Raw genomic sequence first — 24,220 nt, forward strand, 5'->3', positions numbered from 1 at the left:
CTTTTGACGGGCTAGCGCACGTACTCGCGGCAGCTCCAGACAACGCGCCCGATAATGCGCACCGTGCCGGCCAAGTCGCCGTTCATATCCACTTCTATGGGCGCATAGCGTTCGTTACGGCTTTGCAAAACAAGCTTCCCAGGCACACGAAGCAGGGACTTCACAAAAACTTCCTGCTCTATGCCCACCGCAAACATCGCACCGGCTATTATCTCTCGTTGACTTTCATCTATTAAAACCGTGTCACCGTCCAAAAGCATCGGCTCCATGCTGTCGCCGGCGACATCCATAAGCACCATTTTCTTTGGGTGCCCCTTCCGCTGCAAGAAATCCAACTTGAACGCGTAGTACCCGATTACTTTTCCTTCCGTTTCCAGACTTCCCGTCCCGGCCGCCAATCGCGCCATCACCTTGGGAACAAGGGCATACCCCATGCTCGGCGCGGCATCCGGGGCCATCCACTGCGGCTCGCCAGGCGGAATTGGGCACTTTGTCTGTGCTTCCGCAGACGCTACTTGGGCGTTCCCGCGATACTTGGGGGACTCTCCAGTGACAAGCCAATCAATTGAAATATTAGTCTTTTTTCCTACGGCGAGAAACCAGGCTGGAGGAATTTTGGCAGCCCTTCCAGCTTTATAGATGGCGTCTTTGCTGATTTCGAGAAACGAGGCGAGGTCTTCCTGACATTTGCCTTCAATGGCCTGCAACATTCTGGAAATCGTTGCTTCGAATTCCTTCCGACTTTCGGAGTGAAAGTCGGAAGAAAAGTCGGAAGTGGACGAATTTCTATCTTTATTATTCATTTTAATTAGTTACAAGAATTTTTGAAGCCGTTAATCGGAACAAAAGTCGGAAGAGTCAAAACACTAGTTGACGACTTTTCTTCCAAACTGTAGAGCTTTGGTCGTGGGCGACGGTTAACCCGCTACAAACGTAGCTATCAGGGGCGACACCGTTACACAATGTCCGACGCCTGGGAATTTTCGGATCAAGGATCACGCGTTCGATGCAAAGCGCCCGACATCTCAGCCCGCTGGAACCGCCCAGCCTCAACGTGGATGCGCAAATCGCGGCATCCATGAACCGGATCGGGGAAAGCTCCGGGCTTTCACGGGCAAAGGCTGTCAACCGGCCCAACAGGACGGCGTGGTGCTACGGGGTGATCCTTTGTGGCGGCAACGCCGAAGCCCTCGCACCGGCGACTCTCGAAAAATGGCTCCGTCCCAGCGACCCCAGAAACGTGCCGCGCACGCGGGTCTTGAACATTTTTTGCCGCGTGTTTGCCAGCGGGACCTCTGGACTGCGGGCTCGGCCGCATGGGCAAGGGCTGGCGGGTCATCGACGGCGACGACGCCCGGCTCCTGGAATGGGCGCGGACGGAACAGGAAATCAAGCGTCTGAAGGCGCGCAAACGCAAAATCGAGACGGAATTATGAAGCGTGAAGGCAGGAAAGTCCGGGCCTGGATGGTGGAAAGAGACATTTCGGTATCCGACGTCGCCCGTCGGGCCGGCATCGCCCGCTCCATCGTCTCGGAAACCGTCCACGGCAGGCGCAACAACAGAAAGGCGCTTCGGGCGCTGCTTGCTGTGGGTTGCCCGGGGCGGCTGTTGGCGTTGCCGGAAGACATGAGAGGAAAGGAAGCGGCCTAAGGCGGTTGTGATGATGCAAGATACGGTCACGGTAAAAGAGATTGCGCAGGCGCTTGGTAAATCCGAGCGCGCGATCCAGCTGAGAGCGGGCAAGGAATCCTGGCCCTTTGAACAATCCACCTGCCGTGGCGGCAAGCGCCGCCTCTACCCTGTGCGTTCCCTCCCCGAGAACGTGCGCCAAGCTCTTGCCGCCGCCATGCTGGCCGGCAGTCCCGGACCGGACACCCCGCCCGCCGTTTCCTCCCTCTCTGTACCCGCGACGCCGGCTCAGGCCCGCGTGCCGTCTCCCCTCTCCAGGCTGACCAGGCACCAACGCGAGACCGCCCTGGCCCGGCTGGCCTTTGTGCGCGAGATCGAACACGCCATGCCGCTCGTCGGCAAGGAGAAGGCCATTCGCAACCTGCTCGCTGCGGCCACGGACAAGACCCTGCCCACCCGGCTGGCGGCATTGATCCAGGTGGCCAACGACCGCATGACCGTCGGGCGCGGCCTGTCCCGACGCCGGCTTTACGACTGGTGCTCGAAGTTCGCCGAAGGCGGCGAAGCGGCGCTGGCTCCTCGCCGTCAGGGCCAGGACATGGGCGTGCCCGATTGGGCTCCGGCCTTCCTGGCCATCTGGCAGCGGCCGCAAAAGCCCACCGTGGCCGATGCCTACAAGCGGTTCGCGGAGGCCTGGGAAGGCACGCCGCCCTCCATTTTCGCCGTGCGGCGGTTTTTGGCCAAGATGGCCGATCCCGACCGCGAGGCCGGCCGCGACACGGGCAACGCGCTGCTCAAGCGCCGCCCCCACAAACGCCGCAGCACCACCGAACTGTGGCCCGCCGACGTCTACACCGCCGACGGCACCACCTTTGACGCCGAAATCCAGCACCCGATCCACGGCCAACCTTTCAAGGCCGAGGTGACCTTCGTGCTCGACGTGGCCACGCGCCGCTGCGTGGGCATGTCCATCGGCGAGGCCGAAAGCGCCGGCACGGTGCTGGACGCCCTGCGCATGGCCTGCCTGTTCGGCGGCATCCCGGCGCTTTTCTACACCGACAACGGCCCGGGCTACGTCAATAACATCATGCTCACCCCGGGCTCGGGCATGCTCGACCGGCTAGGCATCGAGGCGGTCCGCGCCATCCCCGGCCGACCCCAGGGCAAGGGGCTCATGGAGCGCGCGGTCAAGACGCTGTGCGAGCCCCTGTCCAAGCGCCTGCCGTCCTGTTCCCATGCCGACATGGACGGCGACGCCGCCCACAAAATTTTCAAGATCACCCGGGCGGACCTGAAAAAGCACGCCGCCTCACGGCTGCTCCCCACCTGGGAGGCGTTCAAGGCGGCGCTTCTCGCCCGTGTGGAAGAATACAACGCCACGCCGCATCGCGGCCTGCCCCGGATCGAGGACCAGACCACCGGCCGGCGGCGGCACCTTTCGCCCAATGAAGCCTGGCAACGCTTCGTCGAACGTGGCTTCGAGCCTTTTCGGGTTCCCGAGGCCGTCCGCGACGAGCTTTTCATGCCCGGCATCCCCCGCAAGGTGCGAAACGGCGAGGTGCGGCTTTTCAACAACACCTATTTTTCCGAAGTGTTGGCCGACTTTCACGGCGATTTCGTGGACGTGCGCTACGACATTTGGGACGCGTCCAAGGTCTATTGCTGGACCACCCGGGGCGAGATGATTTGCACGGCCCGGCTCGACGGCAACAGCATCGACTATTTCCCGAAAAACCAGGTGGAAGCCGCCCGCGAGCGGCGCGCCAAGGGGCAGGTGGCCAGGCTCGCCGGCAAGATCGCCCGGATCGCGCCCGGGGCCACGGTGAAACTCGCCGAAGCGCCGCAAGACATCACGCTTGTGGCCGACGCGGTCACGCCGCCCGCGCCCGAGCTGCCCAATCTGCCCGACCTGCCGGCTCCCGAGCCCCAGGCTGTCGTCCCGGCGGCCTCCGGGAAGCGGCCCCTCTTTTTGTCCGAACAGGAGCGCTACACCTGGCTCATGCGCCACCGCGACGGGTGGACCGAAGGCGATCAGGCCTGGATGGACGCCTATGTCCGGTCGCCGGCCTACGCCGACCTCCACGATTTCTACCGCTACGAAGGCATCGCCTGGGACGGCGGCAACGTCCTGCCCAGGGCGCAAACCAAATAGACCGACAGGGAGAAGGCATGCGCAAGCAGTTTGTCAAAACGGAGAACTATTCGCGCTTCACGGCCGGCATCGCCGCCGTGGAGCAGCGCGGCGCGGCCGAGGCCGGCATGATGCTGGTGCACGGCGCGCCGGGACTCGGCAAGTCCCATATCGTCGGGCATTGGGCGGCCGAGACCGGGGCCGTGTTCTTGCGGGCCAATGTGGATTGGACGCCCAAGTATTTCCTGGTGGAGCTGGCCAAGGCCATCAAGGTGGACCCTTCGGGCACGGCGCAGCAGCTTTTCGGCCGCCTGCTGGAGCGGGTGGTGGAGACGCAGCTGCCCATCGTCATCGACGAAGCCGAGTTCACGCTCCACAACAAGGCCGTGGTCCTGGAGAAAATCCGGGACCTATCCGACCGGGCCGAGGTGACGGTGGTGCTGATCGGCATGGACCGCATCCAGCAGCAAATCGGCAAATGCAAGCAGATTCACGGTCGCATCGCCCAGGTGTTGGAGTTTCAGCCCGCGAGCCTCGCCGACGTGGCCCATGCCTGCGAGCAGCTTTCCGAGGTGCGCATGGCCCCGGCGCTCATGGCCGAGGTGCACCGCATTTCCGGCGGTCGCATGCGCGAGGCCTTAAACGTCATCGCGGCCGTCGAACGCCTGGCCAGACTCAACGGCCTGGACACGGTGGACGTGGCCGACCTGGAAGGCGCGCCACTGGCTTTCGACTGGCAAAGCCGCACGCCCAAGATGGTCCGCATCGGCGTCGCCGGTCCGAACCGCGCCACCCGCGCCGCCGGAGGCCGTTAGATGGGCTGGTCAGGGCTGGCGATCCTTAACGCTTTGGCGGAAGGGCCGAAGCTGACGCGGCAGATCGCTGCCAGCCTCGGGAAAACCCGCGATGCCGCGCGGCTGTGCCTGGAAAGCCTATGTCGCAAGGGGCTTATCCTCTCCGCCGAAGGCGCGCACCAGATCACGGACAAGGGGCGGCAATTCCTGGCCGAGGGGCGCGAGATTACTTCCGGTCCCTGCGGCAATGCGGCCCCGAGCCGACGCGCGTTATCCCTGCGCCAAAAGGCCTGGCGCGCCATGAGCATACGCGACGGCTTTAGCCTCGACGACCTGCTCACCATGCTGTGCGACGGCAGCGAGAAGGAACCGGAGCGCAACCTGACGCGCTACCTCGCCGCGCTGGAGACGGCCGGCTATCTGCTGCCGCTTGCCCGTCGCGGCGAAGGCGGCGTCCAGCGCTGGCGGCTGCGCCGCGACCGCATCAGCGGCCCCGAAGCCCCGGCCTTCAACACCCAAACCCGACGCTTGACGGATTGCAACACCGGCCAGGTCTTCGAGCTTGGCCGCTCATCCCGGAGGGCCGCCCATGTCCGCTGACTGGCTGGCGCTGCTGGCCGCCGAAGCGGCGCGAACGTCCATTGCGGCCACTGGCCGGCGGCTGGGCTACTCGCGCACCTCCATCAGCCTGGCCCTGGCCGGCAAGTATCCGGGAGGCACGGACAAGCTGGCCGCCAAGGTCCTGGCCACTCTCGGACATCGGGTCTGTCCGCATCTCGGCCGGGAAGTGACGCCGGCCGAATGCGCGGACAACGGCGACAAAATGCCCACGTCCAGCCCGGCGGCCCTGCGCCTGTGGCGGGCCTGCCAGACCTGCCCGCACCGGACAGCCCCCCAAACCAACGCCAACGCCCGGCCCCGGGAGGCCGGAAAGGAGCAAACGGCATGATGACGGCTACGGCAATTCCCGACGGCTACATGGAAGACGCCAAGGGACGGCTTATTCCCACCGCTAAGGTCAAGGAAGTGGACAAGCTGCGCGACGAGCTGACGCGCAACATCGTGGCCACCGCCAAGGGCGTGCAGACGGCCATGCGCGATTTCCGCGCCAACACCCTGGGCGACATCCAGGCCTTCGCCGACCTCTCGGCCGAGAAGTACGGGGCCAGGCGCGGCGGCCTCAAGGGCAATCTTTCGCTTTTGAGCTTCGACGGCCGCTACAAGGTGCAGGTGCAGATCAGCGAACACCTGGCCTTTGACGAGCGCTTGCAGGCGGCCAAGGCGCTTATCGACGAGTGCCTGACCGAATGGACCCAGGGCAGCCCCGACGAGATCAAGGCCATCATCAACCAGGCCTTTGCCGTGGACAAGGAAGGCCGGGTCAACACCGGCGCGATCCTGGGCTTGCGGCGGCTCGACATCCAGGACACGCGCTGGACCGGGGCCATGACGGCCATTGCCGACAGCTTGCAGGTGGTGGGCAGCAAGAAGCTCCTGCGCGTCTACGAACGCCAGGACGACGGTGCCTACGCCCCCATCGCCCTGGACCTGGCGGCGCTGTGATGGACGCGCTGCCCAGGAATGAACCGGGGGCGGCCCCGCCGGTGGGCCGCCCGGTCCCCCTGCGGGTGCTGCGTAGCGCCGAAGCGCAAGCGCTGCGCTGGAAGAAACAGGCCGAAGCCCTGTCCCAGCTGCTGAACCAGGCCATCAAGGACGGGCAGCTGGGCGAGGCCTACACCCTCCAGGCCAAACGCATCATTGCGAGGACCGTTTAAGCGAAACCGCCCCGCGTGGGCGGTCGTCCGGGCGTGGCGGCCCTGGCCTGACGAGCAGCCAATATCAAAGAAAAAATATTAAGAAACTCTTTGACATGAGAACATACGAGATCATTCCCCAAATATATATACCAATATAGCCGTAAAAAAAGACAGACATAATTCCCGACATACTCGTTGGTGCTGAATAATAGATATATAGTGTTGTACCAACTATCACGATATACTCGGTAAAGAAAAAAATAAATCTAACCATTGAAGGATAGCTCTTTCCTTTTGTTCTCGCATAGCTAAACAAGAATGAAAAATTAATATTGCTGATTAAATACCTATGAAACCCATTTTGATACAATATTGGATCTAGAACTTTGCTTATATTATCATATAGGTATAAGTTTTTAGCACAAAAATAAATATTCTTTTTGTAGATACTTTCTACAAAAAATGTAACTATTGGAAAAATAATTATGACAATATCATTATTTTTTATACTTAAAACTGTCACGGAATTAATTTCTATAGCACCGCAAACAAGCAGTGAATACGAAAGCATCAAAATAAGACGAAATATAAATAATTTTTCTATTTTTGTGGAGGTGGTATTAATTTGGTCAACAAGTCCAGCATAGTATTTATCAAGTAAGTTTTTATTGTTTAAACTGTTGACAACATCTTTGATGCGATCTTCTAGCCGCATGCTTTTTTGTGCATATGTGAAATCCATTTTATACTTTTCCTACATGGTGCTTTGTTAAGATGAAATACAACTACAACTACAGGATAAAATCACAATGCTAAATTATAACTCCCACAAGTTGCGCAGGTCAATGCTGGCCAAAATCCATATCGCCAAGAAAGACTTGGGATTGGATGACGCCAGCTATCGCGCCGTCCTGGAACGGCTGACCGACCACGAAAGCGCCGGCGACTGCACCGTGCCGCAGCTGGTGCGGGTGGTCGCCTACCTGCGTACCCTCGGCTGGCAGGAGCCGGCCAAGAAGCCCTCGCGCCGCAAGCCGGCCGTCCCCGGCGCGGCCGGGTATATCGACAAGATGGAAGCCTTGTTGGCCGAGGCCAAGCGGCCCTGGAGCTATGCCGGGGGCATCGCCAAGCGCATGTTCGGCGTGGAAAAGCTGGAATGGCTTACGCCCGAGCAGGCGCGCGGCGTGCTGGCGGCGCTTTCCCGCGACGCCAAGCGCCATGGGAGGCCGGCATGAGCGAGCGGCACAACCTTCCGGCGTCCGTGCAGGAGCTTGTGGACCTCATCGGCCTGCCAAAGGCCATGAAGCTGGTGCGGTCCCTGGGCGGCACCACCTTCCCCGTGCCCAAACGGCAAACCAAGCTGGGCGAGCTGCGCTACAACATGCTGGCCGACGTGGTGGGCGTGGACGCGGCGGATGCGCTGGTGCGGCATTTCGGCGGCGACGAGCTGTACGTGCCACGGTGCGCGGCGGCCTTGCAGGCGGCGCGTGATGCCGAGATCAATGAATATTTCGTGGCCGAGACCAGCAAGGGCCGGTCGTCGGCCGAGGTTGTTTTCCATTTGGCCAGACGGTATAAACTTTCCGATAGGCGTATTTGGCTCATTCTCAAGACCGTTCCGGTCAAGCCAGATGACCAATTCCGGTTAGTTTAACGGAGGAGAAGCATGAAACGGGTGATGGTGTTGGCGGTTGCATGGTTGCTTTTAACCGGCTCAGCTTGGGCTGCGTCCAAAAAAGCCTTCGACATCAATCCGGTGGGCTGTGTTGATGGTTTTGCCACGTCAGCCGAAAAGGTCGGTGCAATCAATCCCGAATCATGGCAGTTGGGTATAAAGGGAAAGACGCCTATGTTGGGCGGTCAAAGCGGCAAATCTATCGTGACCTTTGTCCTGGATAGAAAATCCGCTAAACCAACCGGCATTATCGTTGCGGCTTCTCATGTCGCAGGCGCAAACAAGGACACCATGGCCCAAGCATCCAGTATCATGGCCATGCATGCCGTGGTTGATATGACAGCCTCACTTTCTTTGAAGCAACGGACTAAGCTTGTAACAGAATTGGTCGACACGGCAAGTCAAGGGAAAGAAGCGCAATATAAAGTTGGTTCTATTGCTTACACATTGAGCTTGGTTGATGACACCCTTATGTTTATGGCCACACCTGCTGAAAACTTAAAATAATATCGTCTGAATCCCTTCACCTATCACCGCCCCTGGTGCGCCGCCTAGCATAGGCGGCGTCCGGGGGCGGTTCCATTTCCGCCTCCCAACCGCAATGCAAGGAGGCGTCCATGTTCCACAAATTCCATTCCCCGCGTCTGCTCGCCTGTTCCGTGGCGGCCGCGTTGCTGGTGGCGGCGCTGGCCGTTGTGTCGCCGGTGCAGCTGCCGGTCATGCTCTACAAGCTCACCCTGGTCTTGCTCGCCGGCTATGTGGGCTACTGGCTCGACCGCTGGCTGTTCCCCTACGCCAGACCCGACGGATACCTGGCCCGCGAATGGCGCGCCCACGACACCGCTTTCCCCGACGACGAAGCCGATTACGCCGTGGTGCCGGGCTACGCATCCATCTTCGCCGCCGCGCTGCTGCGCCGCGCCTTGATCGTGCTCGGCGTCATGCTGGCCGTGTGCCTGGGGCTGTAGCCATGCGCCGGTTCCTGGCCGACGTGCTCGGCCGCATCCCCGACGCCTGGCTCGCCCGGGCGGAAGCGGCCTCGGGCTTTGTCTGCAAACACTTTTTCACGGGCTTTCTGTGGGGCGCGGGCTTCGCCGCCGGGGCGTTGGCCGTGCTCCTGTTCACCCTTGTGGCGGCCCGGGCCGAGACCATCCCGGCCAATGCCCTGCGCCACCGGGCCGAGCTGACCCGGTGCGGCCGCTACGCCTTCGGCCTGGAAGCGCCGGTCGCGACGCTCGCCGCGCAGGTGCACCAGGAAAGCCGCTGGCGGGAAAACGCCGTCTCCCCGGTGGGGGCGCGTGGCCTGGCGCAGTTCATGCCGTCCACGTCCAAGTGGATCGCCGGACTTGTGCCCGAGCTGGCCGCCAATGATCCCTTCAACCCCGGCTGGGCGCTTCGCGCCCTGGCCACCTACGACAAGTGGCTGTGGGACCGGGTGACGGCCCGGGACGGCTGCCAGCGCATGGGCATGGCCCTTTCCGGCTACAACGGCGGCCTGGGCTGGGTGCGGCGCGACAAGGCGCTTGCCGGGCGAAACGGTGCGGACGGGCTCGTCTGGTTCGGGCAGGTGGAGCGCTACAACGCTGGCCGCAATGCCGCCGCCTGGAAAGAAAACCGGGGCTATCCCCGCCGCATCCTGGGGACGCTCGAACCGCTCTATATCCGGGCCGGCTGGGGCCAGGGGGTGTGCCATGTCACTGCTGCTCAATAAGTGGGTGCTGGGGGCCGTGGCCGGGGTGCTCGCCTGCATCCTGGCCTTTGGGGCCGGCTACCGCACCGGCTTCGGCCGGGCCGACGCCGCGCGCCGGGCCGAGGTGGCGGAGCTTTCCGCCCGGGCCGAGACCTGGAAGGCCGAGCAGGCCCAAGCCTGGGCCGAGGCGGAACGCAAGGCCCGCCAGGAGCTGGAAGCGGCCCAAAGCCGGGCCAACGCCCTTGCCGCGAGGCTGGACCGGAGCAAGCGCCAAAGCGCGGCCAAGATCAGAAGCATCACAAGGAGAATCCCCCATGCGACTGCCGGCCTTGATTGTGTTTTCGGCCCTGAGTTTGTGCGCCTGTACAACGAGGCCATCGGTGCCGCCGCCCCTGGTCCCGGTGACGGTGCCGTGCCCCAAGCCGCAGGTCCCGCCCCAGTTGCTGGAGCGCCCGACGCCGCCCCGGCCGCTCACCCCGGATTACGACCGCGCCGCGCCGTGACCCCGGCCGACATCCTGGCCCACATCCGCGACTATGGCGCACGCTCGCAAGCCATGGAAGCGCAGCTTGACGCCCTGATCGACCTGGCCACGGACGGCGGGAATCGCTGATGGACGCCGCCGTGTGGGTGCCCATGGCCGTCAACGTGCTGCTGGGCCTGATCGCCTTTTTCGGCGGCCTGTGGGTCAAGCACTTGCAGGATGCGCTCAAGCGCCACGAGGCCGACGTGGCGGCCTTGCGGGAAAAGGTGGCGGACGGCTGCGTGCGCCGCGACGATTATATCCTGATGCGGTCGGAAATGCTGGAACGCCTGGCCGTTATCGAAAGCAAGCTGGATCGTCTCATCGAGAGGCCGGGAGGAAAAGCATGACACAGGAACGGGAAAGCGAATCCGCCGAGCTGGCGCTCCTGCGTCGCATCGACGGCAAGGTGGACTGTCTGACGACGCGCCTGGACGCCGTGGACAAGAGAGCGGCCGTCGCCGGGGCCGTGTCCGGCTCCGTGGCCGGCGGCGTGGTGGCGGTCGCCATCAACTATATCCGGGTCAAGATGGGCTGGTAGCCATGGCCCACGGCAAGGACAAGGTCGCGGCCGTGCGGGCGGCCTACGTGCATGAGCGGCTGCCCCTGGAGATGGCGGCGGCCAAAGCCGGCGTGTCCACGGCCACGGCCGGCCGCTGGAAGCGCGCGGCGCGCGAGGCCGGCGAGGATTGGGACAAGCTGCGGGCCGCCTGCCTGCTCGCCGGCGACGGCGTGGAGGCGGTGGCCCGGCAGATGCTGGCCGACTACGTGGTGCAGCACAAAGCCATGATGGACGCCATCGCCACGGGCGACATGCCGGCGGCGGCCAAGGTCGATATGCTGGCCAGCCTGGCCGACAGCTTCAACAAGACCATCGCCGCCAGCAAGCGCGTGCTGCCCGAGACGTCCGAGCTGGCCACGGCGCTGGCCGTTCTGGACAAACTCGGCAACTTCATCCGCGACCGCTACCCGCAGCACGGACCGGCGTTCCTGGAGATTCTGGAACCGTTCGGGGCGGAGATTGCCAAGGCCTTCGGTTAGCCCATGGCGCGCAAACTCAAGCAAAAGGATTTCCTGGCCGAGCTGGCGCGGCTGGCCGAAAGCATGCGCCGCACCATCGAGGCCGAATGCGACGGCTTCGCCTCGGACCCGGACGCCTCGCGCGAGCGCCGCGACCGCGTGCAAGGCGATTTTTCCTTTTTTCGCCACACCTATTTCCCGCATTACTGCCGCTACGGCGATTCCGTGCTCCACGCCTGGCTGGACGACACCCTGCCGGCGCTGGTGGACCGCCCGGACGGCCAGCGGTTGGCCTGCGCCGCCCCGCGCGGCGAAGCCAAGTCCACCATCGTGGCCATGATCTTCGTGTTGTGGTGCTTGGCGACCGGCCGCAAACGCTACGTGATCCTCATCGCCGACGCCTTCGAGCAGGCCGCCGCGCTTCTCGAAGCGGTCAAGGCGGAGCTGGAAGCCAACCCGCGCCTGGCCATGGATTTTCCCGAAGCCGTGGGCCTGGGGCGCGTCTGGAACGTGGGCGTGGCCATCACGGCCACGGACGCCAAAATCCAGGCCTTCGGCTCGGGCAAGCGCATGCGCGGCCTGCGCCACGGCCCGCACCGGCCGGACCTGGTCATTTGCGACGACCTGGAGAACGACGAGAACGTCAAAAGCCCGGAGCAGCGCGACAAGCTCCTCGGCTGGCTGCAAAAAACCGTGCTTTCGCTTGGCGAGGCCGGGGACACCATGGACGTGATCCTGGTCGGCACGGTGCTGCATTACGATTCCGTGCTGGCCCGGCTGCTCGGCAACCGGCTTTGGCGCTCGCGCAAGTTCAAGGCCGTGATCCAGTGGCCGGACCGGCTCGACCTGTGGGACCGCTGGGAGGAAATCCTGCTTTCCCTGGGCGAGGACGCGGCCCATGCCTTTTACGAGAAGGCCCGGGCGGCCATGGAAAAGGGGGCGGTGGTCTCCTGGCCGTCGGCCCGGCCGCTCTACAAGCTCATGGTGAAGCGCGCCCGGGACGGCCACGCCGCCTTTGACAGCGAGCAGCAAAACGACCCGCTGGCCGGCGAGGACGCGCCCTTTGCCGCCTGCCTCACCTTCTGGGTCGAACACCGCGACGACTGGCGCTATTTCGGGGCCGTGGACCCGAGCCTGGGCAAGGCCGGCTCCAGCCGCGACCCGTCGGCCATCCTCATCGGCGGCTATTCCCGGGAGCGCGGCGTGCTGGACGTGGTCGAGGCCGCCATCCGCAAGCGCGTGCCCGACCGCATCATCGAAGACGTCATCGCCTTCCACGAGCGCTACCGCTGCCTGCTGTGGGTGGTGGAGGCGGTGCAGTTCCAAGAGTTCCTGCGCACCGAACTGATCCGCCGGGCCATGCTGCGGGGCCTTGCCATTCCGGCCCGGGGCGTCGTGCCCATCGCCGACAAGGCGCTTCGCATCGAGGCCATGCAACCCTATTTTGCCCAGGGCCGCATCCGTCTGCATCCTTCCCAGCGCGCGCTCATCGAGCAGCTGCGCCATTTCCCGAAAGCCGACCACGACGATGGCCCGGACGCCCTGGAAATGCTGTGGCAGGCCGCCGTCAAAGGCTTTGCCGCCATGGCCTTCACCCGCGTGCCCAAGGCCGGCGGCCGCAACCTGATCCGCAAAGGACGCCACGATCATGACGACGACGATGCTTGATCGCCTGCGGGCGGCGCTGGCCGCCTTCAAGGGCCAGGCCCGCAAGGGCATGCAAACGGCCGCGCTCGGCGCGCTCCACAACGACTACATCGCCAGCCTGACCGGCGGGCTGACGCCCAGGCGTCTGGAAGCCTTGCTGCGCGCCGCCGATGCCGGCGACATCGTGGGCCAGCACACCCTTTTCGCCGAGATCGAGGACCGGGACGAGCATATCCACGCCGAGCTGTCCAAGCGCCGCCGGGCGCTCCTTTCCATCCCCTGGCGCATCGACCCGGGCAAGGCCGGCGGCAAGCGGGCCGAGGCCGTGGCCGGGGCCGTGCGCGAACAGGTGGAGGCCATCCCGGACTTCGAGGACGTGATCCTGGACATGGCCGACGCCATCGGCCACGGCTTCGCCTGCCTGGAGTTCGAGTGGACCTTCGACGGCGCGCAGCACCTTCCCGCCGCCTTGCACCATCGGCCGCAAAATTGGTTCATGCTGGCCGACGACCTGGCCACCTTGCGCCTGCGCGACGACACGCCCGAGGGACAGGAACTGTGGGAGCTGGGCTGGATCATCCACAAGCACCGCTCCAAGTCGGGCATGTTCGCCCGGGCCGGGCTGTTCCGCGTGCTGTGCTGGACCTACCTGCTCAAGCAGTATTGCCGGGGCGACTTCTCGCAATTCCTGGAAATCCACGGCCTGCCCATGCGCCTGGGCAAGTATCCGTCCACGTCCAGCGACGAGGAGCAAAAGACCTTGCTCGCCGCCTTGCAGGCGCTTGGGTCCGACGCCGCCGGCATCATCCCGGAAGGCATGGACATCGAGTTCAAGGAGGCGGCCCGGGGAAGCGAAAAGCCCTTTGTCGCCATGCACGACCTGTGCGAGACCGGCCAGTCCAAGGCCATCTTGGGCAGTACGCTGACCACCGACACCAAGGGCGTGGGCTCCCAGGCGCTGGGGGAAATCCACAACGAGGTGCGCCTGGACATCCTGGCCAGTGACGCGCGCCAGATCGCCGGCTCGCTCACCCGGCAGCTCTTGGCCCCGCTGGCCTTTCTCAACGAAGGGGTCAGCGACCCGGCCTTGCTGCCGCGCTTCATCTTCGACCCGTCGCGCCCCGAAGACCTGGAAAAGCTGGCCAAATCCTTGCCCGAGCTGGCCACGGTCATGGACATCCCCATCCGCTGGGCGCACGAGCGCGCCGGCATTCCCCTGCCCGAGAAGGGCGAGGCGGTGCTGGCCCGCAAGGATGGAGTCACGAAAAATGACCCGGCCGAGGCCACTGCTGCCTTGGCAGCCGCAGGCAGCGACGCGCCGCGCTTTCCCGACCAGGACGCCGTGGACGCGACCACGGTGCCGGACAGCACCTTGACCGCCCTGGCCAGGGACCTGCTGGCCCCGGTCTTTGCCGAGGCGGCAAACGGCGTCGCCCCGGAGGCGCTCCTCGGCAAGCTGGCCGAGCTGTACCCGAAGATGGACACGACCGCCCTGGAGGAGCTGACCGCCCGGGTGCTGTTCGTGGGCGAGCTGTGGGGGCGACTCTCGGCCCAGGCCGAGGCCGAATAGCTCATGCCCAAACCCGTTTCCCTGTCCTTCGCCCTGGGGCTGCCGCCCGCCGACGCCGTGGCCTACTTCGAGTCCAAGGGCTACACGATCACCTTCGACTGGCACGAGCTGGACCAGGCCGCCCATGCCCAAGCCTTTACCGTGGCCAAGGCGGCCAGCCTCGACGTGCTGGCCGACATCCGCGCCGCGCTCAAGACCGCCCTGGCCGAGGGCAAGACCGAAGCCTGGTTCCGCAAGGACTTGGAACCCAAGCTCCGCGAAAAGGGCTGGTGGGGCAAGAAAAAGATGGTCGCGCCCCGAACCGGCGAGGAGCGGCGCGTCCAGCTCGGCAGCCCGGCCCGGCTGCGGCTTATCTATCGCCAGAACCTGCAAACCGCCTTCATGGCCGGCCGCTACAAGCAGATGCTCGCCAACGCCGACGCCCGGCCCTGGTGGCAATACGTGGCCGTGCTGGACGGCAGGACACGCCCCTCCCACAAGGTGCTCGCCGACCGCACCTTCCGCTTCGACGATCCTTTTTGGAGTTCGCATTATCCGCCCAACGGCTTCAACTGCCGTTGCCGCGTGCGGGCGCTGTCGGACAGCCGCATGCAGGCCGAAAACGTCACGCCCGAATCCGGCGTGGGCAACATGGTCACCGAGCGGGTGACCGTACCCGCCGCCGATGGCCAACGGCTCACGCGGCCGGTCACGGGCTACAAGGTCCCGCAGTCCGGCTACGTGGCTTTCACCGATCCGGGCTTTTCGGCCAACCCCGGCGCGTCCTGGCTGGGCGGGGCGCTGGATGAGCTGGTGCGCAAGCTCGACGCCGCGCCGCCGGACCTGGCCCGGGCGACCGTGGACGCCATGACGCGCGGCCCGGTGCTGGGCCGATGGCTGGCCAAGCCCGTGGGCAACTTCCCCCTGGCCGTGCTGCCGGCCGAGGACGCCGGGCTTATCGGCGCACGCGCGCAAGTGGCCCGGCTTTCGCCCCAGACCGCCGGCAAGCAGGCGGCAAAGCACCCGGAGCTTGGCCCCGAGGATTACCGGCTGGTCCAGGAAGCCGTGGACCATGGCGAGCGGGTCCAAGAGAGTGCGCGAAAGCTGGATTACGTGCTGGATCGGCCCGGCGGCGTGCTGGTCGTGGTGAAGGCCACCGTCGCAGGCGAGGAAGTGTACGTGCAAAGCCTGCTGCGCCTGAGCGGCGACGCGGCCAAGCGGGAGCGGGAATTGCGGCGGCTCAAAAAGCGAAGCGCCCCGCACTAGGCAGGGCGCTTTGAACCGTGGATGGCGAGGCCTCCCACCCGCTTTTCGCGGAAACCTCGCATTGCGCTCCGGGCGGCTGCCCGTGCTACGGCAGGGAGAGTGTCACCGTGTCGCATCCACAAGGATAAAATAAGCATGATCGAGATCGAAGTCCATATCGACCAGGCGCAAAGCCTGCTGGCCACCATCATCGCCACCGGCCGGGACATGACGCCCGTGACCCGCGCTCTGGCCGGGGTGCTGGCCGACATCCCCGAGCGGGCCTTCGCCAGCCAGTCCGACCCGGTCACCGGGGAGCCCTGGGCGGCTCTGTCGCCGGCGACCGTGGCTAAGCGTGGCAGCGCCCAGCCCATCTTGCAGGTCAGCGGCATCCTGGCCGGCTCCATCCAGAGCGAGGCCGGCCCGGACTTCGCCCGGGTGGGAACGGCCGACGTGAAGGCCCCCACGCACCAGTTCGGGGCCAAGAAAGGCCAGTACGGCAGCACGCGCCGGGGAACGCCCATCCCCTGGGGCGACATCCCGGCGAGGCGCTTTTTCGGCATCGGTCCCGAGGACGAGGCGGAAATCGAGGGAACGGCGTTAGAAGCGCTGCAAAGGGTGCTGGAGGGCAGGTGAGGACTTTGGCCCTTGCGTGGGCACAATGTATGGGTATAGAATTTAATATAGATTCTAACGGGGAACTAACGGCCATTCCGCCCGCCTTAATGAGCAATGCCATGCACGAAAGGCAATGATGCCGCCTCGTTCGGTATAATAAAATTGTAGAAAACATCTAATATCTAACTAGGTGAATTTTATGAAAATATCAGAATATTCCAAGCAGTTGAAAGCTTTGTTGGAACAAAAAGATGGTTGCGTCATTCTATTGAATGGATCTTGGGGTGTTGGAAAAACGCATTTCTGGAATGAATTCATAAAAAATGAATTTAATTATAATGATGCATATAAAGATGGTAGCCAGAGTAATATTTTTAAAAAGCTTTGGGACTATACATGTTCTTCAATAAACAAATTGTGTGACAGTAAATCTTCCATCAATATAGTAGATAGTCAAAGTGTACAACATAATAAAGTTGCTTATGTTTCGCTCTTTGGTAAAAAAGATATAAATGAAATACAATCTGAGGCCTTGGTTCAATTGTTCACCCGTAATAAGCTTATTGATAAATATACTAAAATTGCAAATTTAATAACAGGAAAATTCAATCTAGGCAGGTTGAATTTAGGAATTTCTAGCAATTCATTAGGAATTCTATTGTCTTTGATAAAAGCAAAGGAATTAAATGATAAATACATCTGTCTTGATGATTTTGAAAGAAAATGTGATGAACTAAAAATTGTAGAAATAATCGGCTATGCCTCTATTTTGTCTGAGCGATATGCGTGCAAAGTAATTATTGTTATGGATGAGCGTGAAGTCCTGAAAAGCAGTGAAGGAGATATCTATAAAGCATATAAGGAAAAAATGGTTGATTTTGAAATAAAATTCATTCCTGATCATGTGGAGATAATTGGCAGTATTCTCAAGGATGTCAGTGAGAAATACAAGCCTGGCATCATTGAAGCTATTAAGTTTGCAGAAATTAATAATTTGAGGACTATAAAAAGAATTGAACATTGGATAATACTTTTTGATAACTTCATAAACGAAAAATATACTAGCGAGTTTTACTTTGAAATAGCCTATGATATTTCGTTGCTTGTCGTTATATACTTTGAATATGGGAAAGATGGGCTTGGAAAATTGTCTAAAACGGAACCTATAAAGGAAGGCCACTCCGCAATAAAGGACGAAGCTTTGGTAAAAATGGACTCAAGGATTCAACATCGAGTTTCATTATATTCTGAGCTAGATCAATTGCTCTGGAACTTTCTGGACACCATGACTATCGATGCACAAGCCGTGACCAATATATTTAACGAAAACAAAGACAAATCGGAGAGAAATAAAATTAGAGAATCTGTTCATGAAATGCTAAGCAGGTATACATTCGACTTGAGTTATAGTGACACAGAATATGTTTCCGACATTAAAAACATATTTGAAAAGCATATGAATGATTTGATTGGGATTTTTTCACTAGATGACTTGTTTTATATAATAGGATCTCTTTTGGATGTCTCAAAAGATGAGGCATATTTGAATGGGTTGAAAAATCATGTTTTAGATTCATATGTGGAAAAATGTTTGAGCAAGATAAAAACACTTGATGATTTAAATAATGCCAAAAGAAACGAAACTCTTAAAACTATTCTAGAGCAAAATAGTAATATTAAAAATAAATTTGAAAAGAGAATATCGTTGTCGGAAAATGAACTAAAAAATACAAAAAACATCCAGGATATGTTGGGTAAAATTCAAAAAGGGGCAGGATGGAATCCGGAGGATTCAGCTATGCTCGATTCTATGCCTATCGATTTTATTAAAGAAAGTATTTTGAACAATCATGGTTTTCTAGAGGCGTTAGTAGATTTCCTCCGTTGGAGAAATCACATTACTGGCACAAGCTCGTTTGATGAATTTTGTAAGAAATCAAAAGATGCTCTTATAAGCTTGGGCGAGGACAAGCTTGGTTCTTTTCGTTATAAAAGAATAACTCATCTTTTGAATTTCTAAATTCAGCTCTCACAGCTTGCTAGCAGGACAAGGATAGTTCAGAATTAATATTATGTGTTATTTATCCAGCTCCTGAACCCCTTCACCTATCGCGCATAGCCCTTCCGCCACTAGCGTGGCGGACATGCGCAACGCGACCCACTCTCCCATAATCCACGCCACGGCCGCCCTGGCCGTGGCGCTGGCCCCGGCGGCCGACGCCGCATCCCTTCCCGATGGCTGCAACGTCCAGCTGTTCCCGGACGGCAGTTTCGACGCCCGGGACGGCCGGCCGGGCAGCATCGAGGGCTGCACCGCCAAGACCTGGCAGCTCGACGCCGCCATTGCCACCGCGCTCATCGCCCGCGCCAACCAGCGCGAGACGCCGCTTTGCATCGACTACGAGCACCACACCCTGACCGCCAAGGACGCCGGCCACAAGGCCGTGGCCGCTGGTTGGATCGAGGCGCTTGCCTACGTGCCCGGCCGGGGGCTCTTTGCCCGCGTGGCCTGGACCGAGGCCGCCCGCGCCCACATCCAGGCCGACGAATACCGCTACATCTCGCCGCTTTTCACCTTCGACCCCGCCACCGGGGCGGTGCTGTCGCTCGTCAACGCCGCGCTCACCAACAACCCGGCCCTGGACGGCATGGCCGCCGTGGCCGCCGCGCGGCAGGTCGCCGCATCCCAAACACAGAAACCTCAACCGGAGGATCGCATGGACGAACTGCTCAAGCGCCTGCGCTTTCTGCTCAACCTGCCGGTGGCCGCCACCGCCGAGGAGGTGACGGCCCAACTGGACAAGCTCAAGGGCCAGGTCGCGCCCGAGGCCGACGCCGCCACGAGCGTGGACCTGCTCGGCATCCTGGCCGGCAAGGACGCCGCCATCGCCGACTTGCGCGCCAAAGTGGCCGCGCCGGACCCGGCCAAGTTCGCGCCCGCTCCCGCCGTGGCCGCGCTGACGGCCGAAAACGCCGACCTCAAAAAGCGCCTGGCTGAAGTCGAGTCGCAAAACGGCGCCGCCGCCTTGTCGGCGGAGATCAAGGCCGCCGTGGCCGACGGCCGCGTGCACAAGACCCTCGAAGGCTGGCTCACCGACCTGGCGGCCAAGGACCCGGACGCCGCCCGGGACTACCTGGCCAAGGCCGCGCCCGTGGCCGCGCTCACCACCATGCAGACCACCACCGTGACGCCGCCGGCCGGGGGCGGCACGGCCGCGCTGTCGGCCGACGAAAAAGAGGCCGCGCGCCTCTTGGGTAAAACCGAAGCCGACTATCTGGCGTTTAAGGAGGGCAAGTAAATGGCCATTCTCACCCCGGCGCTCATCAGCGCCCTGTTTACCGGCTTCCGGGGGGATTTCCGCAAGGCTCTGGCCGCCGCGCCGAGCGCTTGGAAAAACGTGGCCACGCTGATCCCCTCCACCTCGGCGTCCAATACCTATGGCTGGCTCGGCCAGTTCCCCAAGTTCCGGGAATGGGTTGGCCCCCGTGCGGTCAAGGACATGGCCGCCCATGGCTACAGCATCACCAACAAAAAGTTTGAAGATACGGTCGGTGTGCCCCGTGAGGCCATCGAGGACGACACCGTGGGCGTTTACTCGCCGATCTTCGAGGAGATGGGCCGGGCTGCCGGCGTCTTCCCGGACGAGCTGGTCTTTGCGCTGCTGGCCCTTGGGGGGGCGACCGCCTGTTACGACGGCCAGAACTTCTTCGACACCGACCACCCGGTCTTTCCGGGCGTGGACGGCACCGGCGAGGCGGCCACCGTGGCCAACTACGCCGACGGCACGGACCCGGCCTGGTATCTGGTCGATACCTCCCGGGCCATCAAACCCATCATCTTCCAGGAGCGCACCAAGCCGGAAATCACGTCCATGACCAAGCTCGACGACGAGACGGTCTTTTCCACGGACGTCTTCCGCTTCGGCATCCGCTACCGCTGCAACGTGGGCTTCGGCTTCTGGCAGTTCGCTTACTGCTCGAAAAAGCCGCTGACCGACGCCAACTTCAATGCCGCCTACGACGCCATGACCGCTTTCAAGGCCGACGGCGGCCGTCCCCTCGGCATCAAGGCCACGCAGTTGGTGGTGCCCACCAACCTGCGCACCGCCGCCGCCGAGGTGGTGCAGGTGGCGCGCCGGGCCGACGGCTCGGACAACCCCAACGCGGGCATCGTGGACGTGCTGGTCACGCCCTGGCTGAACTAGCAGGAGGCCGTCATGAGCAAGAAAATCGACGCCACCGTGCGCACGCGCAGTATGCGCGGCGGCCATTACCGGGCCGGGCGCAAGCATGAGGAGACCGTGGGCGACTTCCCGCCCGGCACCTTCACCGAGGAGCAGCTGGCCCAGCTTCAGGCCGATCCCGACCTGAAGGTGGAAGTTCTCGAAGCGCCGCGCAAGAAAAAGCAGCCGGCCGAGGGCGAGGAGAAGTCCCCGGAAGCCCCAGACACGGCGGACGAGGCGGACGAGGATTTCGCCTTCGATGAGGCGGCGAAAGCCCCCGAAGCCAAGGCCAAGTAAATGTACGCCAGCCTGGACGACTTGCGCGCCGCTTTTGGCGAGGACGAGCTGCTGGCCATCACCGACCGGGACAATGCCGGCGCGGTGGACGCGGGGCTGGCCGAGGAAGCCCTGGTCCGCGCCGCTTCCGAGGCGGACAGCTACCTGGCCCGGCGCTACGCCGTGCCCGTGGCCGCTCCCGCGCCGCCGGTGCTGGTCGCCGCCGTGTGCGACATCGCCCGCTATCGTCTGACCGGCGGCCCGGCCAGCGAGACGGACCCGATCCTGGAGCGCTACCGCCAGGCGGTAAAGTGGCTTGAGCGCATCGCCGCCGGCACGGCCGATTTACCCGGCCAGTCCCTGCCCGGCGAGGGCAGCGCGGCCGGGGTGGCCTTTTCCACCGGCCGCCGCGTCTTCGACCGGCGGCCGAGGCAAGGGGATGCGGCGTGATTGCGGTCATCGAGGAGGCCATAAAGCACTGCCTCGCGGCGGCGGCCCTGCCGTACAAGCCGGCCATCGCCACCTACGGCGGCGAGTTCGACGAAGGGCTTGAGCAGGTGGTGCGCCGCTTTCCGGCCCTGTGGGTCACCTTTGCCCACGACGGCCCGGGCAAGCCGGTCGGCACCAGCCGCGACGTCTGGCATATCCCGGCCACCTTCGTGGTGCTGGTTGGGGCGCGAAACCTGCGCTGCGAGGCTTCCACCCGCCAGGGCGACGGCAGGCAGGTCGGCACCTACCGCATGATCGCGGACGTGCGCCGGCTGCTGACCGGCCAGGACCTGGGGCTCGAAATCGACCCCTTCACCCCGGGCCGCGCCCGCACCGTCGTGAGCGCCAGCTTGCGCGGCCAGGCCGTGTCCGCCTTCGCCCTGGAATGGCACACCATCTATCCGCTGCGCCTGCGCGAACCCGAGGCCCCGGAGCCGCCCCTGCTGGAGCGCGTGGGGCTCAACTATCACCTGCTGCCGGACGACGGCGTGCCCGACGCCGCCGACCTGGTCGAGCTGCAAGGAGAAAAGCCGTGACCACCATCACCGTGCGCGCCGCGCCCGGCCTGCGCGTGCCCATGGAGGGCATGCCGCGCCGCCACATCACCGGGGACGCCGCCGTGGCCGTGCCGGACAGCGCCTATTACCGCCGCCGCATTGCGGACGGCGACCTGCTTCCGGCGTCCGACAAGACGCCCGACAAGGCCGCCGCGCTCAAGCCCGCGCCCGAGGCCGCGCCGCAAAAGCCCAAGGAGGAATGATGGCCAGCCCCAACATCAGCTTCGACACCTTGCCGGCCTCCATCCGCAAGCCGGGCAAGTATTTCGAGTTCAACACCAAGCTGGCGGTGCGCACCCTGCCGGCCAACGTGCAGCGCGTGCTGATCGTGGCCCAAGGCACGGCCGAGGGCACGCAGCCCATCCTCACGCCCGTGGAGGTCTTCTCCGACGAGGAGGCGCGCACGCTTTTCGGCACCGGCTCCCTGGCCCACTTGATGGTGCGCGCGGCCATCACCGCCAACCCGTACCTGCGCCTGACGGTTGTCACCGTGCCAGGCGACGAAGCCGGCATCGCCGCCGCCGGCACGGTGACACTGACCGGCACGTCCGCCGGCATCGGCGTGGTCAACCTGACCATCGGCGCACAGCTCCTCCAGGTCGCGGCCGCCCTGGGCGACACCGCCGCCGCCGTGGCCGACGCCCTGGCCGCAAAGGTCAACGCCAACCGCACGCTGCCCGTGACGGCCGCCGCCGCAAACGGCGTGGTGACCCTGACCGCGCGCAACAAGGGCGAAACGGGCAACGGCATCACGCTGGCCTGCTCCCTGGCCGTGGACGGCCTGGCCATGGAGCTTTCGGCCATGGCCGGCGGCGCGGTGGACCCGGACATTGCCCCGGCCCTTGCCGCCGTATTCGCCGACGGCCACGACATCATCGCCGTGCCCTATAGCGGCCAGGCCCAGCTGACCGCCTTGCGGTCGCACCTGGACGCGGTCAGCCACGCCCTGGAGCAGCGCGGGGCCATCGGCGTCTATGCCCACACCGGCACCCTGGCCCAGGCCACGACCCTGGCCGGGCAGATCAACAGCGGTCGCATCACCTGCGCGCTGTTGCCCGGCACGACCTCGCCGGCCTGGGTGGTGGCCGCCGCCTATGCCGCCGTCATCGCCAGCGAGGAAGACCCGGCCCGGCCGCTCAACACCTTGGCGCTTACGCCCGTGGCCGTGCCGCCCGTGCCCAAGCGCCTGGGCCGCATGGAGCAGGAGTCCGCCCTCTACAACGGCGTGACGCCCTTGGAAGTCGGCCCCGGCGAGGTGGTGCAGATCGTGCGGGCCATCACCACCTACACCCGCGACCCGCAAGGCATCGAGGACATCGCGCTTTTGGACCTGACCACCATTCGCACCCTGGACTACGTGCGCACGGCCTGCCGCGAACGCATCAGCCTGCGCTTTCCGCGCGAAAAGCTGACCAACCGCACGGCGGCCAAGGTCAGAAGCGAGCTTATCGACGTGCTCTACAAGCTGGAGGAGCTGGAGATCGTAGAGGAGGTCAAGGCCAACCTGCCGGCGCTCATCGTGGAGCGCGACAGCCAGGACCCCAACCGGCTGGACGCCGCCATCCCGGCCGACGTGGTCAACGGCCTGCACGTCTTTGCCGGCCGCATCGACCTGCTGCTCTAACGGAGGGAAATCACCATGGCGTTAAAGGAATACCTCGGGGCCGTCGTGCTGGAAATCGACGGCCGGGAATACGAGGTCATCGAGTTCGGCGAACAGCACGACGCCGGCCGCAAGGTCGTCAAGACCATGAACCGCACCGGCCGCGCCCTGGGCTACCACCAGGGCGTCAAAACCTGGGAACTGTCCATCACCGCCGCCGTGCCCAAGGACGACGCCCTGGACTGGTCGGGCGTGGAAGGGGCCAAGCTGACCATTTATCCCGTCACCGACGGCGGCAAGCGCGAAACCTACCAGGACTGCGCCGTGGTCAGCGTCGGCGGCAAATACACCGTGGACAACGAGGCGCGCATCGACGCCAAGTTGCTCTCCCTCAACAAGGTGGAGGAATAGCCCATGCTGACCGTTACCGGGCAATTGTCCGTCGGCTACAAGGACGCCGCCGGCGCGCTGCACAAGGACTTCGAGATGCGGGTGCCCACCATCGAGGACATGGAGTGGGCCATTGAAAACGCCCCGGAAAACGCCTGTTCGGCGCGCCTGTCCCGCTACATCTGGTCCCGGGCGCTCACCCGCCTGGGGACGCTTGCGCCCGGGGACATCACCCCCGAGCTTTTGGCCGGGCTGCATTACAGCGACTACACGCCCCTTGCCGCGGCCGAGGAGTCCCTGCGGGGAAAGCTCGCGCCCGCGAGCGCCGACTCCGGGACTTCCGGCTCCTCGAAGTAGCGCTGGCGGGCAAATTTACCTTGGGAGACATCCGCGCCATGACCAT

33 protein-coding genes and 1 other RNA gene are annotated in these 24,220 nt (G+C 62.9%); 32 read left to right on the plus strand and 2 right to left on the minus strand.

Going from position 1 to position 24,220, the window contains the following annotated elements:
• Window positions 1-11: 11 nt before the first annotated feature.
• The gene (locus tag K9F62_19495; protein ID UJX40845.1) at window positions 12-803 is read right to left on the minus strand and encodes a helix-turn-helix domain-containing protein; all 792 of its coding nucleotides are present in this window, start codon (window positions 801-803) and stop codon (window positions 12-14) included.
• Between the two features lie 477 nt (window positions 804-1,280).
• On the opposite strand from K9F62_19495, the gene K9F62_19500 reads away from it, so the two are divergent.
• The 9 genes from K9F62_19500 (at window position 1,281) to K9F62_19540 (ending at window position 6,394) form a co-directional block, all read left to right on the plus strand.
• Window positions 1,281-1,436 (plus strand): hypothetical protein, encoded by a 156-nt coding sequence (locus tag K9F62_19500; GenBank protein ID UJX40846.1) that lies wholly within the window; start codon window positions 1,281-1,283, stop codon window positions 1,434-1,436.
• Window positions 1,433-1,651: a helix-turn-helix transcriptional regulator gene (locus K9F62_19505; GenBank protein ID UJX40847.1), complete on the plus strand. Its 219-nt coding sequence runs from the start codon at window positions 1,433-1,435 to the stop codon at window positions 1,649-1,651. Before K9F62_19500 ends, K9F62_19505 begins: the two co-directional genes overlap by 4 nt.
• Before the next feature lie 13 nt (window positions 1,652-1,664).
• A complete protein-coding gene (locus K9F62_19510; protein ID UJX43257.1) occupies window positions 1,665-3,782 on the plus strand; it encodes a Mu transposase C-terminal domain-containing protein in 2,118 nt (705 codons plus the stop codon).
• Between the two features lie 17 nt (window positions 3,783-3,799).
• Entirely contained in the window at window positions 3,800-4,576 is a 777-nt protein-coding gene (locus tag K9F62_19515) for an ATP-binding protein (GenBank protein UJX40848.1), read from the plus strand.
• Complete coding sequence (locus tag K9F62_19520; GenBank protein UJX40849.1) at window positions 4,577-5,155, plus strand: winged helix-turn-helix domain-containing protein; 579 nt, start codon at window positions 4,577-4,579, stop codon at window positions 5,153-5,155.
• Window positions 5,145-5,504, plus strand: coding sequence for a LacI family transcriptional regulator (locus K9F62_19525; GenBank protein UJX40850.1), 360 nt, complete (start codon window positions 5,145-5,147; stop codon window positions 5,502-5,504). Before K9F62_19520 ends, K9F62_19525 begins: the two co-directional genes overlap by 11 nt.
• Window positions 5,501-6,118 (plus strand): DUF3164 family protein, encoded by a 618-nt coding sequence (locus K9F62_19530; protein ID UJX40851.1) that lies wholly within the window; start codon window positions 5,501-5,503, stop codon window positions 6,116-6,118. The genes K9F62_19525 and K9F62_19530 overlap by 4 nt, the downstream gene beginning before the upstream one ends.
• Window positions 6,115-6,330 (plus strand): hypothetical protein, encoded by a 216-nt coding sequence (locus K9F62_19535; GenBank protein UJX40852.1) that lies wholly within the window; start codon window positions 6,115-6,117, stop codon window positions 6,328-6,330. The genes K9F62_19530 and K9F62_19535 overlap by 4 nt, the downstream gene beginning before the upstream one ends.
• An RNA gene (locus tag K9F62_19540) (hammerhead ribozyme type II) lies at window positions 6,329-6,394 on the plus strand. The genes K9F62_19535 and K9F62_19540 overlap by 2 nt, the downstream gene beginning before the upstream one ends.
• Here K9F62_19540 and K9F62_19545 read toward each other — a convergent pair.
• Window positions 6,395-7,054, minus strand: a complete 660-nt coding sequence (locus K9F62_19545; protein ID UJX40853.1) for a hypothetical protein — start codon at window positions 7,052-7,054, stop codon at window positions 6,395-6,397. It abuts the RNA gene before it with no gap.
• Between the two features lie 67 nt (window positions 7,055-7,121).
• Between K9F62_19545 and K9F62_19550 the strand changes: the two genes are divergently transcribed.
• From K9F62_19550 to K9F62_19660, 23 genes are all read left to right on the plus strand, one after another.
• Window positions 7,122-7,547, plus strand: coding sequence for a regulatory protein GemA (locus tag K9F62_19550; protein UJX40854.1), 426 nt, complete (start codon window positions 7,122-7,124; stop codon window positions 7,545-7,547).
• On the plus strand, window positions 7,544-7,966 hold the full coding sequence (locus tag K9F62_19555; GenBank protein ID UJX40855.1) for a DNA transposition protein: 423 nt from the start codon (window positions 7,544-7,546) through the stop codon (window positions 7,964-7,966). Before K9F62_19550 ends, K9F62_19555 begins: the two co-directional genes overlap by 4 nt.
• A gap of 12 nt (window positions 7,967-7,978) precedes the next feature.
• Window positions 7,979-8,494, plus strand: coding sequence for a hypothetical protein (locus K9F62_19560; protein ID UJX40856.1), 516 nt, complete (start codon window positions 7,979-7,981; stop codon window positions 8,492-8,494).
• A gap of 110 nt (window positions 8,495-8,604) precedes the next feature.
• A complete protein-coding gene (locus K9F62_19565) occupies window positions 8,605-8,955 on the plus strand; it encodes a putative holin (GenBank protein UJX40857.1) in 351 nt (116 codons plus the stop codon).
• Window positions 8,956-8,957: 2 nt separating this feature from the next.
• Window positions 8,958-9,698 carry a transglycosylase SLT domain-containing protein gene (locus K9F62_19570; GenBank protein UJX40858.1) on the plus strand — a complete coding sequence of 247 codons (741 nt, stop codon included), beginning with the start codon at window positions 8,958-8,960 and terminating at the stop codon, window positions 9,696-9,698.
• Window positions 9,679-10,290 (plus strand): hypothetical protein, encoded by a 612-nt coding sequence (locus K9F62_19575; GenBank protein UJX40859.1) that lies wholly within the window; start codon window positions 9,679-9,681, stop codon window positions 10,288-10,290. Before K9F62_19570 ends, K9F62_19575 begins: the two co-directional genes overlap by 20 nt.
• Window positions 10,290-10,550 carry a hypothetical protein gene (locus K9F62_19580; protein UJX40860.1) on the plus strand — a complete coding sequence of 87 codons (261 nt, stop codon included), beginning with the start codon at window positions 10,290-10,292 and terminating at the stop codon, window positions 10,548-10,550. The genes K9F62_19575 and K9F62_19580 overlap by 1 nt, the downstream gene beginning before the upstream one ends.
• Window positions 10,547-10,741, plus strand: coding sequence for a hypothetical protein (locus K9F62_19585; protein ID UJX40861.1), 195 nt, complete (start codon window positions 10,547-10,549; stop codon window positions 10,739-10,741). Before K9F62_19580 ends, K9F62_19585 begins: the two co-directional genes overlap by 4 nt.
• Before the next feature lie 2 nt (window positions 10,742-10,743).
• Window positions 10,744-11,241, plus strand: coding sequence for a DUF1804 family protein (locus K9F62_19590; GenBank protein ID UJX40862.1), 498 nt, complete (start codon window positions 10,744-10,746; stop codon window positions 11,239-11,241).
• Window positions 11,242-11,244: 3 nt separating this feature from the next.
• Entirely contained in the window at window positions 11,245-12,888 is a 1,644-nt protein-coding gene (terL, locus tag K9F62_19595) for a phage terminase large subunit (protein UJX40863.1), read from the plus strand.
• On the plus strand, window positions 12,869-14,437 hold the full coding sequence (locus K9F62_19600; protein ID UJX40864.1) for a DUF935 domain-containing protein: 1,569 nt from the start codon (window positions 12,869-12,871) through the stop codon (window positions 14,435-14,437). The genes terL and K9F62_19600 overlap by 20 nt, the downstream gene beginning before the upstream one ends.
• A 3-nt stretch (window positions 14,438-14,440) precedes the next feature.
• Window positions 14,441-15,682 (plus strand): minor capsid protein, encoded by a 1,242-nt coding sequence (locus K9F62_19605; GenBank protein ID UJX40865.1) that lies wholly within the window; start codon window positions 14,441-14,443, stop codon window positions 15,680-15,682.
• A gap of 135 nt (window positions 15,683-15,817) precedes the next feature.
• Window positions 15,818-16,297: a phage virion morphogenesis protein gene (locus K9F62_19610; GenBank protein ID UJX40866.1), complete on the plus strand. Its 480-nt coding sequence runs from the start codon at window positions 15,818-15,820 to the stop codon at window positions 16,295-16,297.
• Window positions 16,298-16,478: 181 nt separating this feature from the next.
• Entirely contained in the window at window positions 16,479-18,299 is a 1,821-nt protein-coding gene (locus tag K9F62_19615) for a hypothetical protein (GenBank protein ID UJX40867.1), read from the plus strand.
• Window positions 18,300-18,423: 124 nt separating this feature from the next.
• Entirely contained in the window at window positions 18,424-19,578 is a 1,155-nt protein-coding gene (locus tag K9F62_19620; protein ID UJX40868.1) for a phage protease, read from the plus strand.
• The gene (locus K9F62_19625) at window positions 19,579-20,484 is read left to right on the plus strand and encodes a Mu-like prophage major head subunit gpT family protein (protein ID UJX40869.1); all 906 of its coding nucleotides are present in this window, start codon (window positions 19,579-19,581) and stop codon (window positions 20,482-20,484) included.
• Window positions 20,485-20,496: 12 nt separating this feature from the next.
• Complete coding sequence (locus K9F62_19630) at window positions 20,497-20,799, plus strand: hypothetical protein (protein ID UJX40870.1); 303 nt, start codon at window positions 20,497-20,499, stop codon at window positions 20,797-20,799.
• Window positions 20,800-21,228 (plus strand): DUF1320 domain-containing protein, encoded by a 429-nt coding sequence (locus tag K9F62_19635; GenBank protein UJX40871.1) that lies wholly within the window; start codon window positions 20,800-20,802, stop codon window positions 21,226-21,228.
• Window positions 21,225-21,803, plus strand: a complete 579-nt coding sequence (locus K9F62_19640) for a DUF1834 family protein (protein ID UJX40872.1) — start codon at window positions 21,225-21,227, stop codon at window positions 21,801-21,803. The genes K9F62_19635 and K9F62_19640 overlap by 4 nt, the downstream gene beginning before the upstream one ends.
• Window positions 21,804-21,808: 5 nt before the next feature.
• Window positions 21,809-22,027: a DUF2635 domain-containing protein gene (locus K9F62_19645; GenBank protein ID UJX43258.1), complete on the plus strand. Its 219-nt coding sequence runs from the start codon at window positions 21,809-21,811 to the stop codon at window positions 22,025-22,027.
• A complete protein-coding gene (locus K9F62_19650; GenBank protein ID UJX40873.1) occupies window positions 22,027-23,448 on the plus strand; it encodes a phage tail sheath subtilisin-like domain-containing protein in 1,422 nt (473 codons plus the stop codon). Before K9F62_19645 ends, K9F62_19650 begins: the two co-directional genes overlap by 1 nt.
• A 15-nt stretch (window positions 23,449-23,463) precedes the next feature.
• A complete protein-coding gene (locus tag K9F62_19655) occupies window positions 23,464-23,838 on the plus strand; it encodes a phage tail protein (GenBank protein ID UJX40874.1) in 375 nt (124 codons plus the stop codon).
• 3 nt (window positions 23,839-23,841) lie between these two features.
• Window positions 23,842-24,174: a hypothetical protein gene (locus K9F62_19660; protein ID UJX40875.1), complete on the plus strand. Its 333-nt coding sequence runs from the start codon at window positions 23,842-23,844 to the stop codon at window positions 24,172-24,174.
• Window positions 24,175-24,220 lie beyond the last annotated feature (46 nt).

The sequence above is a fragment of the Desulfovibrio sp. JY genome (genome assembly GCA_021730285.1).
Lineage (GTDB): Bacteria > Desulfobacterota > Desulfovibrionia > Desulfovibrionales > Desulfovibrionaceae > Solidesulfovibrio.